This window comes from Tabrizicola sp. (assembly GCF_030373185.1).
In the GTDB taxonomy this organism is placed as follows: Bacteria; Pseudomonadota; Alphaproteobacteria; order Rhodobacterales; family Rhodobacteraceae; genus Tabrizicola.
On the sequence record NZ_JAUCZH010000001.1, the window covers coordinates 202,656 to 223,120 of the forward strand.

A 20,465-nucleotide genomic window follows, 5' to 3' on the forward strand; every position below is an offset into this window, starting at 1 on the left:
AAGGCGGTTGCCGCGATCTCTCTCTTGCGCCTGCCGCCCCAACCCCTAGCTTGTCGCGAAAGGGAGCATTGCATGTCCGAAGCGCAGAAGTCTGTCCATCTGGCCGATTACCAGCCCTATACGCATCTGATCGACGGGGTGGATCTGACGTTCCGGCTGGCGCCTTCTGCCACACGCGTCATCGCCCGGCTGGCCTTTCGCCCCAACCCCGCGCGCCCCGGTCGCCATGTGCTGCGGCTGAACGGGGAAGGGCTGAAGCTGATCTCATGCCTCCTGGACGGCCAGCCCGTCACGCCCAGGATCGACGCTCGCAGCCTGACCATTGCCGCCAAAGACCTGCCCGCCGGTCCCTTCACGCTGGAGACCGAAGTCGAGATCGCGCCTGAGGGGAATACCGCGCTGGAGGGGCTTTACATGTCGAACGGCATGTATTGCACCCAATGCGAGGCAGAGGGTTTTCGCAAGATCACCTATTACCCCGACCGCCCCGATGTGATGGCCCGCTTCAAGGTGCGCATCGAAGGGGATCTGCCGGTGCTTTTGTCCAACGGAAACCGCACGGGACGGGGCAGGGGTTGGGCGGAATGGGATGATCCATGGCCCAAGCCCGCCTACCTGTTTGCACTGGTCGCAGGTGATCTGCGGGCGCGGTCGGGGAAGTTCAAGACCTTCTCTGGCCGCAAGGTGGCGCTGAACATCTGGGTGCGCCCGGGCGATGAAAACCGCTGCGCCTATGCGATGGACAGTCTGCTCCGTTCAATGAAATGGGAAGAAGAGGTTTATGGCCGCGAATACGATCTGGACGTGTTCAACATCGTCGCGGTCGATGATTTCAACATGGGCGCGATGGAGAACAAGGGTCTGAACATCTTCAACTCCCGTTACGTCCTTGCCAGCCCGGAAACCGCGACAGATGACGACTATGCCCGGATCGAGGCGATCATCGCGCATGAGTATTTCCACAACTGGACCGGCAACCGGATCACCTGTCGCGACTGGTTCCAGTTATGCCTCAAGGAAGGGCTGACCGTCTTTCGCGACCACCAGTTTTCCGGCGACATGCGGTCATCCGCTGTCCGCCGGATCGAGGACGTCGTGGCGCTCCGCGCGCGCCAGTTTCGTGAGGATGCCGGGCCACTGGCCCACCCGGTGCGGCCGGAAAGCTTTGTCGAGATCAACAATTTCTACACCGCCACGATCTATGAAAAGGGCGCCGAGGTCATCGGAATGCTGAAAACGCTGGTGGGCGATGCAGGCTACCGCCGCGCGCTGGACCTGTATTTCGACCGTCACGATGGCGACGCTGCCACGATCGAAGACTGGCTGAAGGTGTTCGAAGATGCCACGGGCCGCGATCTTTCGCAGTTCAAGCTATGGTATTCCGAGGCCGGAACCCCGCATCTGAAGGTGACAGAGGATTGGGCCGACGGGGTCTATACCCTTACCTTCACGCAAGAAAACCAGCCTACCCCGGGCCAGCCGGAGAAGCGGCCAAAGGTCGTTCCGATCAACGTGGGCCTCCTGAACCCCAACGGCGACGAGGTGGTGCCAACCCTCATGCTGGAGATGACGCGGGCGGTGCAGAGCTTCCGTTTTGAAGGGCTGGCAGCACGGCCCATCCCTTCGATCCTGCGGGGGTTTTCTGCACCTGTCGTGCTGGACCGCAAGGTTTCGGCCGCAGAACGGGCGTTCCTGCTGGCCCATGACACCGACCCGTTCAACCGCTGGGAAGCCGGCCGCGCGCTGGCCAAGGATGTGATGGCCGCGATGGTCACCAAGGGGGCAGAGGTCAGCGCCGACTGGCTCGATGGCGTGGCGGCGGTGGTGTTCGACGAAAGCCTTGACCCGGCGTTCCGGGCGCTTTGCCTGCGACTTCCGGCCGAAGATGACATGGCCCAGACCATCCATGCCGCAGGTCGGGTGCCGGACCCGGCCCGGATCCACGCCGCGCGCCGCGAAATGGCGGGCGCCCTTGCCGTCCGCTTGGGCGAAGGCTTGCAGCGGCTTTATGACAGCCTTGATGACGGTGCTGCGTTCTCGCCCGATGCGGTTCAGGCGGGCAGGCGGGCGCTGCGGCTTGGCGCGCTTGCACTCCTGACCCGCCGCGATGGAGGCACGCTGGCGGCAAGCGCCTATGCCAGAGCAAAAAGCATGACCGAGGAGATTGGCGCGCTGTCAGCCTTGTTGGAAGTGCGGCAGGGCGCGGCCCAGATTTCGGCCTTCGCCGAAAGATGGGGCAGTGACCGCAACGTGATGGACAAATGGTATGCCTTGCAGATTGCTCATGCCGAACCTGCCGAGGCGGCCTTGCTGGCCGCCATTCTGACCGCCCGCCCGGATTTCGACTGGAAGAACCCAAACCGTTTCCGGTCAGTCATCGGGGCGCTTGCGGCCAATCATGCGGGCTTTCACCATCGGTCCGGCGCGGGCTACCGGCTGGTTGCAGACTGGCTTGTCCGGCTGGACCCGCTGAACCCGCAGACCGCCGCCCGGGTGTCTTCCGCCTTTGAGACCTGGCCGCGCTATGATGCGATCCGGCGTCGCCACGCCAAGGCAGAGCTGGAGCGCATAAGGGCCGCGCCCGGTCTTAGCGGTGACCTGCGGGAGATGGTGGAAAGGATGATTGCAGCCGGGTAGGCGGAGACCTCGGCAGCAACCGGTCGTTCGGCGTCAGCCTGCCCTGCAATAGGGCTGTTCGCGCGTCCACGATGCCATTTCGGCCCGCTTTTCGGAACTGCGCAACGGCGCCCAGTCGCGTCCGATGCCCTGCTTGCCGCCACCGGCGACCATCTGGTCCCTGGCTACCTGTTCCGACATGATCTCTACCGCGCATTCAAGGTTGGCCTCGCCATCCTTCAGCGCGCCGACCGAGGTTGCCTCGCAACCGTAGTTTGCCGCTGTGCGGGGTGAAATCTGCATCAGTCCGATCCAGCGCCCACCGCCGCCCGATGCCTTGGGGTTCCAGGTGCTTTCATACTTGGCAACCGTCGAAAGCAGGCCAGCCCAGAAGGCGCGGCGGGCTTCGATCGGCGCTTCGGGGTAAGCAGGACACCAGGTGTCGATGTCGGCCGGCACCATTTCGGACAAGAGCGCGTCCTTGGTCGACAGGGCAACAAGGGTCGATTCGGTCCACTCCTCCGCTTCGGGATGGTGATCCCAGCGCATTGGCGGGGCCACGAACGACATCTGGTCGGACGGCTGCCCCTGAACGCAAGCTGACAGCGAAACCGCGACCACCATTAGGGAAAATGCGCGCAAGCACAGTCGAAGGTCACTTGAAATCCACCGCATTTCCATCTTTCCGCCCTGATCTTTGACCACGCTTCAAGAAAGGCGGAACGTCTCTGCCACAGGAACGAGTCGATGCTCATTAGCCCGTCACTTCTGCATGTGAAAACCCGCAGCAGCCGCAATCGGCAAGAACCTGCCGTCCATTTGCGCGCGGTCGGCGTGACCGAAGGCTTCAATCTGGATGGCATGACGGCGCAGCAGGTGCTGGCGCGGCTGGATGTACCAGTGTCGCAGCAGGGCGCGGAAGTGATCGAATGGCAATGTATCCGCAGCGATCATGCGGCCATGGCCGAGGCCGGCGAATGGGCTGATCTGCTGGACGCGCTCGCCTTTGCCGATCAGGATCGGACCATGGCCTCGGGCGGCCAGCGTGTCGCGCCGCTGATCAGCGAAGGCATCCGTGCCGGCTTGTGCGACGCCATCACCCGCAAGGATATGGCGGCGGCCGGAGCCGAGCTTGTCCGCCTCGAGGCCGTCTTCGAGTTGTATCCCGATGTCTATGCTGCGGCACATCTTCTGGCCCAGGCGCATATCGACATTGGCTGCTGCAAGCGCGAAGTGGCGACACGCGGCCAGTTGTCGCGCGACCTGCTTGCGGAAAGCGCCGCGCATTTCGACGCGGCAGAAGAGCTGCTGGACCTGTTTGACCCGATCGAGGAAATGTCGCCGCTTCTGGCCGGGACGCGCTACTTGCTGGTCCGGGGGATTGAAGATGGTGCCGCCCTTTGCCGGGACTGGTTCGAGGATTGGTGCGACATTGACCCTGAAGACGCCACTGTCCACGCCACCCATGCCGTTCACATGTTGCCGGACTGGTTCGGGTCGCTGGCCATCTTCGAGAAAGAGGCCCGCCGCGCCGCCTCGATAACCGAGCATCTGACTGGCAAGGCAGCCTATGCCATCTTTCACCTGACCGCGCGTGACCGGCTGGGTGACATGCTGCCCTCACTTGACCTGCTCTTGTTCCTGCAAGCCCTGACCGACTACCAGAACGCCACCGGATGCCAGCACCGCGCCAATATCGCCGCCAGCGTGTTGTCCGAGATGGTGCGCGACTACAAGAAGGCTGGCCCCACATCGGCCTACCAGGTGACCAAGGCCCGCGCCGCCTTGTCGGATGTGCTTTGGAACCGGCTGCATGAAGTGCATCTGGAAAGCTGGGCGCATGGCGCAGACAGTCTGGCCTTTGCCTTGGGAGAGATCTTCGGCCCGGCGCTGAAGCGCGGCGCGCGGATCATTCCAAAGGGCGAAGGCCTTGGCACCCGTGTGCCGCGCGGCTGACCTGCCAGCCCCTTCAAGCCCACTGCCCCCTTGCCCGCCGACCGGACCCGGCCTAAGACCTGAGCGCAGGAAAGCTTCGGAGGCATGATGCTCGACCTCGCCACTACCGCGCCGACGCCCAAGGTGATCGCGGGCGCCAAGGCCGATTGGGAACTGGTCATCGGGATGGAAATCCATGCCCAGGTATCCTCGAACGCCAAGCTCTTTTCGGGCGCATCGACACAGTTCGGGGCGGAACCGAATTCCAACGTCGCCTTCGTCGATGCCGCGATGCCGGGGATGCTGCCGGTGATCAATGAATTCTGTGTCGAACAGGCGGTCCGCACCGGGCTGGGCCTGAAGGCAGAGATCAATCTGGTGTCAGCCTTTGACCGGAAGAATTATTTCTACCCCGATCTGCCGCAGGGCTATCAGATCAGCCAGCTTTATCACCCCATCGTGGGTGAGGGCGAGGTGATCGTGGATATGGGGCCGGGTGTGGCGCGGCTGGTGCGGATCGAGCGGATCCATCTGGAACAGGACGCGGGCAAGTCGATCCATGACATGGACCCGAACCTGTCCTTTGTCGATTTCAACCGCACTGGCGTCGCCCTGATGGAAATCGTCAGCCGCCCCGATCTGCGCGGCCCCGAAGAGGCTGCGGCCTATGTGATGAAGCTGCGCCAGATCCTGCGCTACCTTGGCACCTGCGATGGCAACATGCAGAATGGCAACCTGCGCGCGGATGTGAACGTGTCGGTGTGCAAACCCGGTCAGTATGAGAAATATCAGGCCACGCAGGACTTTTCCCATCTGGGAACCCGCTGCGAGATCAAGAACATGAACTCCATGCGGTTCATCCAGTTGGCCATTGATTATGAGGCCCGCCGCCAGATCGCCATTCTGGAAGACGGCGGCAAGGTGGTGCAGGAAACCCGGCTTTACGACCCCGACAAGAACGAAACCCGCAGCATGCGCTCCAAGGAAGAAGCGCATGACTACCGCTATTTCCCCGACCCCGACCTTCTGCCGCTGGAAATCGAGCAGGCTTGGGTTGATGACATCGCAGCAAAGATGCCGGAACTGCCCGATGCCAAGAAGGCCCGCTTCATGGCCGACTATGGCCTGACTGACTATGACGCCAGCGTGCTGACCGCCGAACTGGACTCGGGCCGCTATTTCGACGCGGTGGCCAAGGGCCGTGACGGCAAGATGGCCGCGAACTGGGTGATCAACGAGCTTTTCGGCCGCCTGAAGAAGGAAGGCCACGACATCTCCGAAAGCCCGGTTTCGGCCGCGCAACTGGGCGGGATCATCGACCTGATTGGTGCCGGCACGATTTCCGGCAAGATTGCCAAGGACTTGTTCGAGATTGTCTATACCGAAGGCGGCGACCCGGCGGCAATCGTCGAGGCGCGGGGGATGAAGCAGGTTACAGACACCGGCGCAATCGAGGCTGCGGTGGATGCCATCATCGCCGCCAACCCCGAACAGGTGGAAAAGGCCAAGGCGAACCCCAAACTTGCGGGCTGGTTTGTGGGGCAGGTGATCAAGGCCACCGGAGGCAAGGCCAATCCGGCGGCGGTCAACGCCTTGGTTGCGGCCAAGCTGGGGCTTTGATCCAAAATTGTAGCGGCGGGCTTTCCAAGGCCCGCCAAGGTGCTGCGGCTGTTGCAGCGTGGGCGCGGTTTTGCCGAAAAACCTTTGGTGATTTGAACTTAAGGGCAGAATCCCTTATCACTGTGCCAACCAGTGCGGGAGCGACCTGATGCAACGATTTGAATACAAGGTCATTCCGGCCCCGAAACGGGGCGAAAAGGCGCGGGGCGTGAAGACCACCGAAGACCGGTTTGCCCTTGCCCTGACGACCCTGATGAACGAACTGGGTGCTGACGGCTGGGATTACGTCCGCGCCGATGCGCTACCTTGCGAGGAACGGTCCGGCCTGACCGGTACCAAGACGACCTTCCAGAATGTGCTGGTTTTCCGCCGGGCCTTCGGGACCGCAGCGGCTGACGAACGCCCCCAGATGCGACTGTTGCTGCAAGACCCGTCTGCGGCCCAGGCTGCGGCTCCGGCCCCCCGGCTTGGCCCGGCTGAGACCCCGCTGACAGCGGCTGCCCCGGCGGTTGGTCCGGTCAAGCCGAACCTTGCGGCAGAGTAGGCGGCCAAGCAGTCAGCCTGCCGCCTTCAAGGCCATGGGCAGGGTTTCCTCAACCAGATAAAGGGCGTGGTCGTCGCCAAGGCTGATGCGGATGCAGCGGTCCAGCGGTGCCACGCCCGGCATGCGGCTGAACACCCCCCGCGCGCCCATTTCCGCCAGAACCCGCCGCGCGAAATCGCCGTCACGGCCAAGGTCGATGGTCACGAAATTGGTGGCCGAAGGCAGTGGCAATAGGCCATTTGCCCGGGCGATTGCGGCAAGCCGGTCGCGTGCGGCACGGGTGCGGGCTTGCACCGTGGCCAGCCAGTCCTGATCTGCCAGCGCCGCCAAGGCCCCCGCCTGAGAAATGCGGCTCATCCCGAAATGGTCACGCATCTTGTCAAAGGCCCGCGACAGGTCCGGGTTGGTCAGCGCATAGCCCACCCGCGCCCCGGCAAGACCGTAACCCTTTGAAAAGGTGCGCATACGGATCACTTGCGGATGGTCGGCGGCGATGCTCGGGATGCTGCCGGGCGGGGCCAGGTCGGCGTAAGCCTCATCCAGAATCAGCAGCGTATGGTCGGGCAGATTTGCCACAAGATCCTCGATCACCTTGGCTGGGTGGTGGCTGCCCATCGGATTGTCCGGGTTTGCCAGATACATAAGCCGCGCCTTGGTGGCGCGGGCGGCGGCCAACAGCGCCTCGGGGTCTTCGTGATCGGCCTTGTAAGGCACCCGCGTCAGCGCTCCGGCATTGCCCGCGACGTGAAAGTTGAAGGTCGGATAGGCGCCAAGGCTGGTCACGACGGCAAGGCCGGGTTCCAGCGTCAAACGGCAGATCAGACCCAACAGCCCGTCAATCCCCGGCCCGACAGCGATATGGGCGGGCGTCACGCCATTATGGGCGGCAAGGGCCTGTTTCAGATCGTGATTTTCCGGGTCGCCATACATCCACGCGTCGGCGGCAGCCGCGGCCATCGCCGCAATGGCCTTGGGCGAGGGGCCAAACAGCGACTCATTCGCGCCAAGTCGGGCGCGAAACGGTGTGCCACTTTGGCGTTCGAGCGTCTCGGGTCCGGTGAAGGGAACCGTGCTGGGCAGGGCGGCGGCATGTGGGGTCAGAAAACGGCTCATCATGCAAAAGCTGGCATGGCGGCGCCAGCCGCGCAAGGGGCGCGCAAAGCCGCTTCGACAAAGGGCGTCATTCCAGTCTGACGCACAGAATGGCCCTTGGCCAGATATCCCCGGCAAGACCGGGGTAATCTGGCCCAAGGTTCAATCAAGATCGGCCAGCCGTGCGAGGGCGACCTTGATCTTGGCCGCTTCATCCTGCCGTGCTTCAAGGTTCGACTGCGCCTCGTTCACCACATCCTCGGGGGCGGATTTGGCAAAGTTCGGGTTGTCGAGCCGACCTTTCAGCCCGCCGATTTCCTTGCCCAGCTTCTCCAACGCCTTTTGCAGACGGGATTTTTCCTCGGCAATGTCGATCAGGCCCTGAAGCGGGATCGCAAACGCCGCCCCTTCCGCCGCAACTGCGACCGAGCCTTTGGGGGCCGCGCCTTCGGTGACCTGATCGATCCGGGCAAGGCGCTTGATCAGCACTTCGTTGCGCTGGAAGGCGTTGCGGGCGTCTTCGGTCAGGCTGGTGGCCACAAGGTCGGCTTTCAGGCCCACTGGCACATGCACTTGCGCGCGGGCCGAGCGGATGTCGTCAATAAGCGTGGTGACGAAGGACATCTCGGCCTCCGCCGCGCGGTCGATCAGGGTGGCGGGCAGCTCTGGCCACTCGGTGTGGACCAGCAGTTTTTCGCGCTTGCCCGTCGTTGCCCACAGCTCTTCGGTGATGAAGGGCATGAAGGGGTGGAGAAGGATCATCGACTGGTCAAGTACCCAAGCCATCGTCGCGCGGGTCTCGGCAGCGTCGGGGCCGTCGAACAGGGGTTTGGCAAACTCGACATACCAGTCGCAGACCTTGCCCCAGACGAACTTGTAAAGCGCGTCGGCGGCGGTGTCGAAACGGAAGGCCTCCAAGGCCTCGTCTACCTCGGCCAAGGTCTTCGCGGTCTCGCCGATGATCCACTTGTTCGCGGTGGCGTTCGGAGTGGGCGCGGGGCCGGTCGCGTGGCCGTCCCAAACGCCGTTCATCTCGGCAAAGCGGCAGGCGTTCCAAAGCTTTGTGCCAAAGTTGCGGTAGCCCGCGATGCGCTGGGTATCGAGCTTCAGGACGCCCCCAAGCGAGGCCATCGCGGCATTGGCGAACCGCAGCGCATCGGCGCCGTATTCGTCGATGATCTCCAACGGGTCGATGACGTTGCCAAGGGATTTCGACATCTTCTTGCCCTTGGCGTCGCGGACAAGGCCGTGCAGATAGACGGTGTGGAACGGAATGTCCTCCACCACGGCCAGCTGCATCATCATCATCCGGGCGACCCAGAAGAACAGGATATCCTGCCCGGTCACAAGGACCGAGGTGGGGAAGTATCTTGCCAGCTCCGGCGTGGGTTCGGGCCAGCCAAGCGTGCCGATGGGCCAGAGACCGGACGAGAACCATGTGTCCAGAACGTCGGGGTCGCGCCAAACCGGGTAGACAAGCTGCGTCGGGTCTTGCTTGACTTCATATTCGGCAAGCGACGTGGCAAGCAGTTCCACCGCCGCCGCGCGGTCTGCAACCTCGATCACGCGGGCCTGATTGAGCGGCACCGGAAGTGCTGCAAGGTTGTCACGGAAGCCGTCGGCAACGCCGGTGAAATCAGCCGCACATTGGAAAAGCGCGTCGCGCGTCACAAGACCGCCATCGCCCAAGAGGCGCAGCATCTCGACAGGGTCCAGCGCGCCATCGCCTTCGTCGTCGGCAAAGCCGGGCGCGGCCAGATCGAGACCATACCAGACCGGGATCTGATGCCCCCACCACAGCTGGCGCGAGATGCACCAGGGTTCGATGTTTTCCAGCCAGTGATAATAGGTCTTCTCGCCCGAGGGCGGGATGATCTTGGTGCGGCCGGAGCGCACCGCATCCAGCGCGGGTTCCACGATCTTGGCGGTGTCAACGAACCACTGGTCGGTCAGCATCGGCTCGATCACCACTTTCGACCGGTCGCCGAAGGGCTGCATGATCGGTTTGGACTCGACGAAAGGCACCCGTTCCAGGTGTTCCGCGCCGGTTTCCTTGTCGATGGATTTCTTCAGGACCGTGACGGCCAGCCCTTCGTCGGTGATCGCTTCGAACACGCGCTTGCGGGCGTCATAGCGGTCAAGCCCGCGCAACTCGTCGGGAACAAGGTTGATTGCATCCACCTCGGCCTCGGTCAGGGCGGCCTCACCGCGCGCGACAGCCATGGCGATGGCGGCCGCTTCGGCATAGGGCGCACCATCGGCGCGCAACTGGGCGCGGGTGTCCAGCAGGCGGTAGCAGGGAATGTCGGCGCGCTTGGCGACGGCGTAGTCGTTGAAGTCATGCGCGCCGGTGATCTTGACCGCGCCTGAACCGAAACCTGGGTCGGGGTATTCGTCGGTGATGATCGGGATCAGGCGGCGGTGTTCCTTCGGCCCCACAGGAATTTCGCATAGTTTCCCGACGATTGGCGCATAGCGTTCGTCAGATGGATGAACCGCGACAGCCCCGTCGCCCAGCATGGTTTCTGGCCGTGTCGTGGCTATGGAGATGTAATCGCGGGTTTCGCGCAGGGTGATGCGGCCCTCGGCGTCCTTCTCGATATATTCATAGGTTTCCCCGCCTGCGAGCGGGTATTTGAAGTGCCACATGTGGCCGGGAACTTCGGTGTTTTCCACCTCAAGATCGGAAATCGCGGTCTCGAAATGCGGATCCCAGTTCACCAGCCGCTTGCCGCGATAGATCAGGCCCTTGTTGTAAAGATCAACGAAGACCTTGATCACCGCGTCGTGGAAGTTGCCCTCCTCACCCGTTGGCGCACCCGGCGCGCCGGACATGGTGAAAGCCTCACGGTCCCAGTCGCAGCTTGCGCCCAGTCGCTGCAACTGGCCGATGATCGTGCCGCGCGACTTTTGCTTTTGCTGCCAGACGCGGGCCAGAAACCGTTCCCGCCCCATCGTGCGGCGGTCGGGTTCCTGATGCACCAGCATGTCACGTTCGGTCACCATCTGGGTGGCAATCCCGGCGTGGTCGGTGCCGGGTTGCCAAAGCGTGTCGTCACCGCGCATCCGGTGCCAGCGGGTCAGGATGTCCTGCAACGTGTTGTTGAAGGCATGGCCCATGTGCAGGCTGCCCGTCACGTTCGGCGGCGGGATCATGATGGAAAAGGCAGGGTGGCCCGGCTTGGCGTTTGCCCCGGCGGCGAAAGCCTTGGCATCAAGCCAGGTCTTCGAAATCCGGGCCTCGGCTTCCTGGGCATTGAAGGTCTTTTCCATCGGCATCTGCGGCATCCCTGTCCTGTCGTGCGCTGTTTAGCGCGCGGGACGCCCAAGGAAAAGGCGCATCAGCCGCCGGATCACCCCAGGAAGGGCAGGAAGGGCAGGAAGGGCCAACCTTGCAGCGCTTGCACGAAGGTAAGCCCGACCAGAGCGACGAACAGCGCTGCGGCCAGCCAGACCGCGCGGCTGGCTTGTGCGGGGATCGCCCACACCGCGACCAGGCCGGCCACCGGGATGAAGTGCAACGCATGGGTAGCAAGGAAATGGGCAACCCGCAGATCCCCGGCATCGCGCGACCAGCCCAGAAGCCACAGCTCCCGCGTGGAGTTGCCGACGAAATGGCCTCCTGCGCCCGCAAGATGCCCGGCGACCGGGACTGTCAGAAGGAAAGTCAGCACCAGCCCAAGGGCCACCGCCAGATGCAACGCCGGGGCAAGGCCGGTTGAGCGGTTGCGCCAGACGGAAATCCCCATCACCAGACTGGCCGAGGTGAGAAGCACAGCGATTATCCCCATCAGCGGATAGATCGCGGCAAGGAATGGCTCCTCGGTGTTGAAATGCGAGGCGGTGTTCAGCATTGCCGCGCCGGCAAGCCAGATCACCTCGGCCGCAATCGCCGCCACGACCGCCGCGCTGAACCAGCGCCACGGGCGTCCCTGCCGGGTAGCCTCGGGCATGAAGCGGGCAAAGAACGCGAGTGAGACGGTGTAGAAGACCAGCGCATAGTGGAACTTCACCGGCTTCATCCATGGGCTTTCACCCTGGAATACCCGGGTATCCAGCGCCATGGCGGCATAAAGTGGCACCAGCCCAAGCGCCAGCAGCATCGCCAGCACCGTAAAGGCCGGTGCGTCGCTGCCCATGCGCCGCAACGAGGGCAGGTTGGTGCGGGGGCTGGCAAGGGCAGGGGTCATGCGAAGGCTTTCGTCATGCGGGTCCGGGCGGCAAAGCTGGCTCGCAATGCGGTGAAGGCAAGGAAACCTGCCGGGCCGAACAGGAAGGTCAGCACAAGGCACGGCAGGATCAAGAGGTGGCTAATCCCCTCGGCCCGTGCGGTGCGGGTGATCCACGCGCCGACGAGAAGGTCGAAGGCAAGGTAATGGACCCAGCCCGCAAGGGCGACGGCGGGGTTGGTGAACAGCGCCATGACATTGACCAGCGAATCGAATCCGCCAGGCGCATCGGCCCAATGGACGAGGATCAGCGCGCAATAGCCGAGCGACAGAAGCAGCGGAATCACAAGGGCGGCGAGGGCCTCGGCAAATCGCGGTGCAAGCGGGGCAAAGCCAAGCGCCAGCCAGCCCATGATGGCCAGCGGGCCGGAAAGCTGAAAGAGGGTGTGGGGGTCGAGTGACATCTGCCCTCCTATCTTGACAGTGTAAGGATAAGGGCGTCGCCCCACCTGTCAAGGAAAATTTTGACAGTGAAAAGATCGGGCGGTATTTCAACTCCATGAGCAATGATCCCCCTCGGCTTCGCACCCCGTCCCCATTGCCCGTCCCTGCGCGGCCCTATCACCACGGTGATTTGCGGGCAGCACTTCTGGTGGCGGCAGAGCAGGAACTGGCAGAACGCGGCATGGAGGGGTTCTCGCTGCGATCCGTAGCCAAACGTGCCGGCGTAAGCCACGCCGCCCCGGCGCATCATTTCGGTGATGTCCAGGGGCTGTTGACAGCTCTCGCGGCGGAAGGATTCCGTGAATTTCTGGCGGCGCAGGCGGCTCGGGAGGCGGTGGCAGAAGCGGACCCCGCATCACAGATCGTAGCGGCGGGGCTTGGCTATGTCGATTTCGCCATCGCCCGGCCGGCGCTGTTTCGGCTTCTCTGGCAGTCGGAACGACCGGATTTTTCGGATGCCGATCTGGGGCAGGCCGCTCGGGCGGCCTATCAGCATCTGGTTGATCAGGTGATGGCGACCGGGGGGCGGTCAACGGCGGATGAAGCGGCGGCCTGGGCCATTTCGCACGGACTGGCCGACCTCTTGGCGGCCGGGCGCCTGAAGAGCATGGGATCGCTGCCGGTTGCGGCGCGCGATGCCATGATCTCCGGGATCATCCGCCGAATTCTTCCAGACGCCTGACTGTAAACGCTTCAGGAAAAACGCCTGATATTTTTGGTTTATACAGTCAAACGGCCCGATCAATCTTGGTTGAAAGGTGAATAAGGCTTTCAGAAGCTCGAACGCCAGTCATTGCGCCTATCTGGTCCAGCACCTGATCCAGCACCTGGGTGTTGGGGCAGGCCACCTGCAACAGAAAATCAAAGCGACCAGAAGTGGTGAATACCCGCTCCACCTCGGCAATGGATCTGAGGCGGGTCAGGACGGCGGCCTGCGACCTCGGCTCGATGGTCAGCAGGACGGAAGCCCGCAGCCGTCCTTCCCGCGCGCCTTCCCCCAATTTCAGCGTGTAGCCGGCAATGACGCCGCTGGTTTCCAGCCGTTCAAGCCGAGCCTGAATCGTCGACCGGGCGACCTTCAGCCGCCGTGACAGGGTAGCCACCGACATCCGCGCATCGGCACCAAGCAGCCCAAGGATGTTGCGATCCAGTTCGTCCATTCAATCTGCCAGCCTTTTCGTCATTATAACGATCATTCGCCACATTTATACAGTTTTGTTCGGTGAGTTTGTACAGCATATGAGCCATCCTCGATTGCAGGAAAAGGGCGGCTCATACGCACCTGGCCTGGTTCACTTGAAACCACGCTGGTGCCCAGTCCCATAGCTGCACGGGGAAGGGCGAAGCGTCTTGTTGGCAAAAGGAAAAACGCCGATGGGACTTTCCAAGACGATCTGGACCAATCCGACCGAATACCTGCGCAACCAGCAGCCGGAAAACCCGGTGCTGTTCTTTGCACCTTCCGCAGCCCAAGCGGCGGCGCGGCGGTTCATTGACGGGTTTCCGGGCATGGTCACCTATGCCGTGAAGTCGAACCCGGGTGAGGCGATGGTCGAAAACCTCGCTGCGGCCGGGATCCGGGGCTATGACTGCGCCTCGCCGTTCGAGATTGACCTGATCCGCCGTCTGGCCCCGGATGCGGCTATCCACTACAACAACCCGGTGCGTGCGCGCCACGAGATTGCCTATGCAGTCGCCAAGGGCGTCAAAAGCTACAGCGTTGATTCAAAATCAGAACTTGCCAAGTTGATTGAGATGGTGCCGGTTGACGGAACCGAAATCTCGGTCCGCTACAAACTGCCGGTGGCCGGTGCCGCCTATAACTTTGGCGCGAAATTCGGTGCCACTGTCGAACTGGCGGTCGAGCTTTTGAAGGACGTTGCTGCGGCTGGTTTCATTCCATCGCTGACATTCCACCCCGGCACGCAATGCACCGACCCCCACGCTTGGGAGGCCTATATCCGCGAGGGTGCCGAAATCGCCCGCAACGCCGGCGTGACCATCGCCCGGCTGAACGTGGGCGGCGGCTTTCCCAGCCACCGGATGTCGGCGATCCTGCCGCAGATCGAGGAAACCTTCGCCCTGATCGACCGGGTGACGACCGAGGCTTTCGGCGACAACCGCCCGCTTCTGGTGTGTGAGCCGGGCCGGGCGCTGTGTGGCGACGCCTTCGCGCTGGCAGCCCGGGTCAAGGCGCTGCGCGACGGAAGCCATGTGTTTCTGAACGACGGGGTTTACGGGTCGTTGACCGAACTGCCGATGATCGGCGTGATCGACCGGATCGAGGTGCTTTCGCCGGAAGGCGTCAAGCGGACCGGCGAACCCGTGCCGCGGATCGTCTTTGGTCCGACCTGCGATTCGGTTGACCGGCTTCCGGGGGAAATCCTCCTGCCGTCCGACATGGCCGAAGGTGATTTCGTGATCTGGCAGGGGATGGGATCCTACTCCACTGTCACCAACACCCGCTTCAATGGTTTTGGTGAACTGCAAATGGCAACCGTCCTGGGCCTGAAACTGTAAAGCCTGAGCAATCACGTGAAATCAAAGCGCCCGGCTGGACATTTCCCGCCGGGCGTTTAGCGTTTGGGGCCGGAGGGTTCCGATGGAACGACTGACGTTCGGCATTACCCGGCCTTGCACGCCGCGCGGGCAGGGCGGCAGCGCCTCTGGCTTGACTGGGACGCTGGCCTTGTTGTGTGGCCGGGTGCGGCGGGTTGCTGCATCAACTGCGCTGATCGCGGCGAACACCTGGCCAATGAAACATTTTATATATGGTATATATATCAACGTACACGGTCACCTTGTGAACCTGGAGTATGAAGATCAGATGGCCTGCTCGGCGACCCGGCGGAAATGCGCATCCCAGAGAAACCCCTTGAACACGAAGCGCGCCAGCATCGCCGCGTCCTGCTGTGCGTTCTGTGCGCTGTCCACGGCGGTCCGCGACGCGCTGACCGTCGTTGGCCTGACCTTACCGGGCACGCCTTTCACGCACAGCCGGTACCGGGCATGGACAGGGAGGGCCGACCACGCGACTTCTTGACCGCATCCGAAGTTACTTTCGTCGTGGACCAGAGATCACGACAGAGCCGGCTGCCCCGCCCGAACCGGGCCGGGTGCGCGGCAGGGTGGATCATGTGGTGATCCTTGACGGTACAATGTCGTCGTTGAAGCAGGGCCATGAAGGCAACGCGGGCTTGCTGTTCGGCTTGTTGCACGAGATGGGGCCGCGCGCGAACCTGCGGCTTTACTATGAGCCGGGGATGCAATGGGAAGGCTGGCTGCGCGGGGTGGCAATCCTTGAAGGCCGGGGGGTCGCCCCCCAGATCCGCCGGGCCTATGGCTGGTTGGCCTCTGGCTACCGCGACGGCGACCGGATCTTCCTGTTCGGCTATTCGCGCGGGGCCTTCGCGGTGCGCTCGCTTGCAGGGCTTCTGGACCGGATCGGGTTGATACGACACGATTGCGCAACCGAGCGGATGGTCACGCTGGCCTGGCGCCACTATGAACGCGCACCAGACAGCCCGTCGGCCATGGCGTTTCAGCGCAACTACTGCCACCCGGCGACCGAGATCGAGATGGTTGGTGTTTGGGATACGGTCAAGGCGCTGGGTCTGCGCCTGCCGCTTCTCTGGGCGTTTTCCCCCGACCGGCACGCCTATCACAACCACCAGCTTGGTGCGAAGATCCGCCACGGTTTTCACGCGCTGGCGCTGGATGAAACCCGGCAGGCTTTCGCACCCGTCCTTTGGACCTGCCCGGCAGGCTGGGAGGGCAATGTGGAACAGGTCTGGTTCCGGGGCGCCCACGGCGATATCGGTGGTCAGATCGGCGGTCTTGTTGCGGCCCGGCCCCTTGCCAACATTCCCCTGACCTGGATGCTGGAACGCGCCGAGGCGCTGGGGCTCTCGCTGCCTGACGGTTGGCGGACGCGCTTTCCTTGCGATCCCGGCGCGCCGATGGTTGGAACCTGGCGAAGCTGGGGCAAGGCCTTCCTGCTGCGCCGCAGACGGGTGATCGGTCGTGACCGATCGGAACAGTTGCATCCTACAGCCGTCAAGTCAGCCGCCGGGCGCTGGCCACCCGGGCTTCCGGCCGAATAGCGCTTCAGTCTTGCTCTTTTCGGAAATACTCTCCGGGGGTGCGGGGGTGGAAAACCCCCGCTTTCGATACAGGGGCAACTCATGACCACCGTAACCGTCGCCGCAACCCAGTTCGCCTGCACTTGGGATCTGCCCGCCAACGCCGACCGCGCCGAGGCGCTGGTGCGGCAGGCCGCGGGGCAGGGCGCAAACATCGTGCTGGTGCAGGAACTGTTTGCCGCCCCTTATTTCTGCATTGAACAGCATCCCCGCTATTTCGAACTGGCCCTGCCCGCCAAGGACCACCCGCTGATCGCCCGCTTTGCCGCCCTCGCGCGCGAACTGGGTGTGGTCCTGCCGGTCAGCTTCTTTGAACGAGCGGGGCCGGCGTTCTTCAACTCGGTCGCCATGGTCGACGCCGATGGCGGTGTGCTGGGCATCTACCGCAAAAGCCACATCCCCCAAGGCCTGGGATACGAGGAGAAATACTATTTCTCGCCCGGCGATACCGGCTTTCGGGTCTGGGAGACAGGTTTCGGGCGGATCGGCGTCGGCATCTGCTGGGACCAGTGGTTCCCCGAATGTGCGCGGTCGATGGCGCTGATGGGGGCCGAGATGCTGCTTTATCCCACCGCCATTGGATCAGAGCCCCCCGCGCCCGGATATGACAGCCAGCCGCATTGGGAAATGGTGATGCGCGGCCATGCGGCGGCAAACATCATGCCGGTGATCGCGTCAAACCGGATCGGGCTTGAGGTGGCCCCTGACGGGCGCGAGGTCACCTTCTATGGGTCGTCCTTCATCTCGGACCACACCGGGCAACTTCTGGCAAAGGCCAGCCGCACGACGGAAGAGGTGCTGGTCCACCGCTTTGACCTGAAGGCAGTCGCGGATTTTCGGGCCAGCTGGGGTCTGTTCCGCGACCGGAGGACAGACCTTTACGGCGTGGTAAACACGCTTGATGGTTTGAGGTAATAGCCCCAGGAATTTTCGTCGAAAATTCCTGGGGTTGCCGCTTAACGGTGGCGCAAGTCCACATAGTCGCGCTGCGCCGGGCCGATATAAAGCTGACGCGGACGACCGATCTTCTGGTTCTTGTCGGCGATCATCTCTTTCCACTGGCTGATCCAGCCGACGGTGCGCGAGATTGCGAAGATCGGCGTGAACATCGAGGTCGGGAAGCCCATCGCTTCAAGGATGATGCCGGAATAGAAATCGACGTTCGGATAAAGCTTCTTCGAGACGAAATATTCGTCTTCCAACGCGATCCGTTCCAACTCCTTGGCGACTTGCAAGAGCGGGTTGTTGTCCACGCCCAGAAGCCCCAGCACCTCGTCGGCGGATTCCTTCATCACCTTCGCGCGGGGATCGAAATTCTTGTAGACCCGGTGGCCAAAGCCCATCAGGCGGAAGCCCGAATTCTTGTCCTTGGCCTTGGCGATGAATTCGGGGATCCGGTCAACCGATCCGATTTCCTTCAGCATCTCAAGGCAGGCCTGGTTCGCCCCGCCATGGGCCGGACCCCAGAGACAGGCGATACCGGCAGCGATGCAGGCGAAGGGGTTGGCACCCGACGATCCTGCCAGACGCACGGTCGAGGTCGAGGCGTTCTGTTCATGATCTGCGTGCAGCATCATGATCCGGTCCATCGCCTTTTCAAGGATCGGGTTGACCACATAATCCTCGGCCGGAACGGCAAAGCACATCTGCAGGAAGTTGCCGGCGTAAGACAGGCTGTTCCTTGGATAGACGAAGGGCTGGCCGACCGAATACTTGTAGGCCATCGAGGCGATCGTGGGCAGCTTCGCGATCATCCGGATCGCGGCAACCTCGCGTTGCCAGGGATCGTTGATGTCGGTCGAATCGTGGTAGAAGGCGGCCATGGCGCCGACCACACCAACCATCGTTGCCATCGGATGCGCGTCACGGCGGAAGCCGCGGAAGAAATAGTGCATCTGTTCATGCACCATCGTGTGATTGGTCACCCGGTTGGTGAAATCGGCCAGTTGCGCCTTGCTTGGCAGTTCGCCGTAAAGCAACAGGTAGCAGACTTCGAGATGGCTCGATTTTTCGGCCAGCTGTTCGATCGGAAAGCCCCGGTACAGCAGTTCACCCTTGTCACCGTCGATATAGGTGATGGCACTTTCGCAGGCGGCGGTCGAGGTGAAGCCCGGGTCATAGGTGAAGACATCCGCCTCGCCATAAAGCTTGCGAATGTCGAGCACGTCAGGCCCGACCGTGGGTTTGTGAACGGGCAGATCATAGGTCTTCCCGTCAAGGCTCAGCTTAGCGACTTTGTCCGACATGTCTTCTTCCCCGGTGTGGCAGGGCCTCCCGTGGCAGGGGCGGCCCTAGGCTATCCTGCACCTGCCTCGGTGCGGCTTCAAGACCGGGGGGCGCGGATCAGTCAGACGCGTCCTTCAGCCTTGCGACAGTTTCATCCTGACCGATGACGAGCATCATGTCATAGACGCTTGGTGTGACACTTTTACCCGCGATAGCCGCCCGAAGCGGGGCGGCCAGCTTGCCGAAGCCAAGGCCGTTCTCGGCCGCCGCTTGCGTCAGGATGGGCTCCAGAGCCTCTTTCGTCCAGCTAGCACTTTGCAGGCGCGGCGTCAATGATTTCAGTATACCACGGGATACCGTATCAAGGCTTGCGGCTGATTGCTCATCAGCCCTGATGGGGCGACTGACCATGATAAACGACGCTTTTTCAAGAAACTCCGGGAATGTCTTCGCAGACTTCTTCAAGAAGGGCAGGGCCTTCTGCATCAGGACTGACTGCGCTGGTGTCAGGGGCGTGCGACCCGAGGCTGCCATATAGGCGATCAATTCATGCAGCAGCGCAGCATCGTCGGCCATGGCCATGTGATGACCGCAGGTGTTTTCCAGCTTCTTGAAATCCAGCCGGGCCGGCGCCCGACCGATTCCGTCAAGGTCGAACATCTGCATGGCCTCGGCGCTGGTGAATATTTCTGCATCCCCCTTCGCCCAGCCAAGCCGCGTCAGATAGTTGCGCATTCCCGCCGCCGGGTAGCCCATCGCCTGATATTCCTCGACCCCGGTCGCGCCATGGCGCTTTGAAAGCTTCTTGCCGTCCGGACCGTGAATCAGTGGAATATGCGCCCAGACCGGGATCTCCCAGCCCATGGCGTCATAGACCATCTGCTGCCGGGCGGCGTTGTTCAGGTGATCGTCGCCGCGAATGACATGGGTCACGCCCATGTCATGATCATCCACGACCACGGCCAGCATATAGGTCGGCGTCCCGTCTGACCGCAGGACAATCATGTCGTCCAGCGTTTCGTTCCTGATCACCACGCGGCCCTGCACCCGATCCTCGATCACGGTTTCACCGCTACGGGGGGCCTTCATGCGGATCGAGAAGGGCGCGTCGGGGTGGGTAGAAGGATCAGCGTCCCGCCAGGGCGACAGAAACACCGGATAACGCCCGGCTGCTTCCTCTGCCGTCCGGAAGGCGGCGATTTCCTCTTGAGTGGAATAGCACTTGTAGGCCGTTCCCCGCGCAAGCATCTGATGGGCCACCTCGGCGTGACGGTCACGGCGTTCGAACTGGCTGACGACCTCGCCATCCCAATCCAGCCCCAGCCAGGTCAACCCGCGCAGGATTGCGGCGGTGGCTTCGGGGGTGGACCGTTCCCGGTCGGTATCTTCGATCCGCAGCAGGAACCTGCCGCCCCGCCCGCGTGCATAAAGCCAGTTGAACAGCGCCGTCCGACCCCCGCCAATATGCAGATACCCGGTCGGAGACGGGGCAAAGCGGGTGACGACAGGGCGTGCGTCAGAACGTGCGGGGGGGGTATCGGCGGACATCGGCATTTGCGGCATTAACCTTTTGGAAACCAAGCGACGCTTAGGCTTCCAGGGTCTTAGGCAATCGCG

16 protein-coding genes are annotated in these 20,465 nt (G+C 62.7%); 8 read left to right on the top strand and 8 right to left on the bottom strand.

The window, feature by feature from the left end:
• Window positions 1–72: 72 nt before the first annotated feature.
• Entirely contained in the window at window positions 73–2,637 is a 2,565-nt protein-coding gene (gene pepN / locus QUV21_RS01015) for an aminopeptidase N (protein WP_300852533.1), read from the top strand.
• Between the two features lie 33 nt (window positions 2,638–2,670).
• Here the strand turns inward: pepN and QUV21_RS01020 are convergent, their stop codons facing one another.
• Window positions 2,671–3,186 carry a transglycosylase SLT domain-containing protein gene (locus QUV21_RS01020; RefSeq protein WP_366907329.1) on the bottom strand — a complete coding sequence of 172 codons (516 nt, stop codon included), beginning with the start codon at window positions 3,184–3,186 and terminating at the stop codon, window positions 2,671–2,673.
• Window positions 3,187–3,363: 177 nt separating this feature from the next.
• Here QUV21_RS01020 and QUV21_RS01025 point away from each other — a divergent pair, with 177 nt between their 5' ends.
• From QUV21_RS01025 to QUV21_RS01035, 3 genes are all read left to right on the top strand, one after another.
• Window positions 3,364–4,572 carry a hypothetical protein gene (locus QUV21_RS01025; protein WP_300852535.1) on the top strand — a complete coding sequence of 403 codons (1,209 nt, stop codon included), beginning with the start codon at window positions 3,364–3,366 and terminating at the stop codon, window positions 4,570–4,572.
• Window positions 4,573–4,659: 87 nt separating this feature from the next.
• A complete protein-coding gene (gatB, locus tag QUV21_RS01030; RefSeq protein ID WP_300853449.1) occupies window positions 4,660–6,171 on the top strand; it encodes an Asp-tRNA(Asn)/Glu-tRNA(Gln) amidotransferase subunit GatB in 1,512 nt (503 codons plus the stop codon).
• Between the two features lie 148 nt (window positions 6,172–6,319).
• Window positions 6,320–6,715, top strand: a complete 396-nt coding sequence (locus QUV21_RS01035; protein WP_300852537.1) for a DUF4177 domain-containing protein — start codon at window positions 6,320–6,322, stop codon at window positions 6,713–6,715.
• A 12-nt stretch (window positions 6,716–6,727) separates the two neighbouring features.
• Here the strand turns inward: QUV21_RS01035 and QUV21_RS01040 are convergent, their stop codons facing one another.
• The 4 genes from QUV21_RS01040 to QUV21_RS01055 form a co-directional block, all read right to left on the bottom strand.
• Window positions 6,728–7,828: a pyridoxal phosphate-dependent aminotransferase gene (locus tag QUV21_RS01040; RefSeq protein ID WP_300853450.1), complete on the bottom strand. Its 1,101-nt coding sequence runs from the start codon at window positions 7,826–7,828 to the stop codon at window positions 6,728–6,730.
• Window positions 7,829–7,969: 141 nt separating this feature from the next.
• Window positions 7,970–11,086, bottom strand: coding sequence for a valine--tRNA ligase (locus tag QUV21_RS01045; protein ID WP_300852539.1), 3,117 nt, complete (start codon window positions 11,084–11,086; stop codon window positions 7,970–7,972).
• 74 nt (window positions 11,087–11,160) lie between these two features.
• On the bottom strand, window positions 11,161–11,997 hold the full coding sequence (locus QUV21_RS01050; protein WP_300852540.1) for a hypothetical protein: 837 nt from the start codon (window positions 11,995–11,997) through the stop codon (window positions 11,161–11,163).
• Window positions 11,994–12,440, bottom strand: a complete 447-nt coding sequence (locus QUV21_RS01055; RefSeq protein ID WP_300852542.1) for an ABA4-like family protein — start codon at window positions 12,438–12,440, stop codon at window positions 11,994–11,996. The genes QUV21_RS01050 and QUV21_RS01055 overlap by 4 nt, the downstream gene beginning before the upstream one ends.
• 95 nt (window positions 12,441–12,535) lie before the next feature.
• On the opposite strand from QUV21_RS01055, the gene QUV21_RS01060 reads away from it, so the two are divergent.
• Window positions 12,536–13,162 (top strand): TetR/AcrR family transcriptional regulator, encoded by a 627-nt coding sequence (locus QUV21_RS01060; protein ID WP_300852543.1) that lies wholly within the window; start codon window positions 12,536–12,538, stop codon window positions 13,160–13,162.
• A gap of 46 nt (window positions 13,163–13,208) precedes the next feature.
• On the opposite strand, the gene QUV21_RS01065 is transcribed toward QUV21_RS01060, so the two are convergent.
• Window positions 13,209–13,640: an Lrp/AsnC family transcriptional regulator gene (locus QUV21_RS01065; RefSeq protein ID WP_300852545.1), complete on the bottom strand. Its 432-nt coding sequence runs from the start codon at window positions 13,638–13,640 to the stop codon at window positions 13,209–13,211.
• Between the two features lie 214 nt (window positions 13,641–13,854).
• Between QUV21_RS01065 and QUV21_RS01070 the strand changes: the two genes are divergently transcribed.
• The 3 genes from QUV21_RS01070 to aguB all read left to right on the top strand — a co-directional run bounded on the left by QUV21_RS01070 (window position 13,855) and on the right by aguB (window position 17,537).
• The gene (locus tag QUV21_RS01070) at window positions 13,855–15,000 is read left to right on the top strand and encodes a type III PLP-dependent enzyme (RefSeq protein ID WP_300852547.1); all 1,146 of its coding nucleotides are present in this window, start codon (window positions 13,855–13,857) and stop codon (window positions 14,998–15,000) included.
• Between the two features lie 620 nt (window positions 15,001–15,620).
• Window positions 15,621–16,583, top strand: coding sequence for a DUF2235 domain-containing protein (locus QUV21_RS01075; RefSeq protein WP_366907332.1), 963 nt, complete (start codon window positions 15,621–15,623; stop codon window positions 16,581–16,583).
• An 81-nt stretch (window positions 16,584–16,664) separates the two neighbouring features.
• Complete coding sequence (aguB, locus tag QUV21_RS01080) at window positions 16,665–17,537, top strand: N-carbamoylputrescine amidase (protein ID WP_300852549.1); 873 nt, start codon at window positions 16,665–16,667, stop codon at window positions 17,535–17,537.
• 41 nt (window positions 17,538–17,578) lie between these two features.
• Here aguB and QUV21_RS01085 read toward each other — a convergent pair whose 3' ends face one another.
• On the bottom strand, window positions 17,579–18,868 hold the full coding sequence (locus QUV21_RS01085; protein WP_300852551.1) for a citrate synthase: 1,290 nt from the start codon (window positions 18,866–18,868) through the stop codon (window positions 17,579–17,581).
• Between the two features lie 97 nt (window positions 18,869–18,965).
• Entirely contained in the window at window positions 18,966–20,396 is a 1,431-nt protein-coding gene (gene gltX, locus QUV21_RS01090) for a glutamate--tRNA ligase (protein ID WP_300852553.1), read from the bottom strand.
• Window positions 20,397–20,465 lie beyond the last annotated feature (69 nt).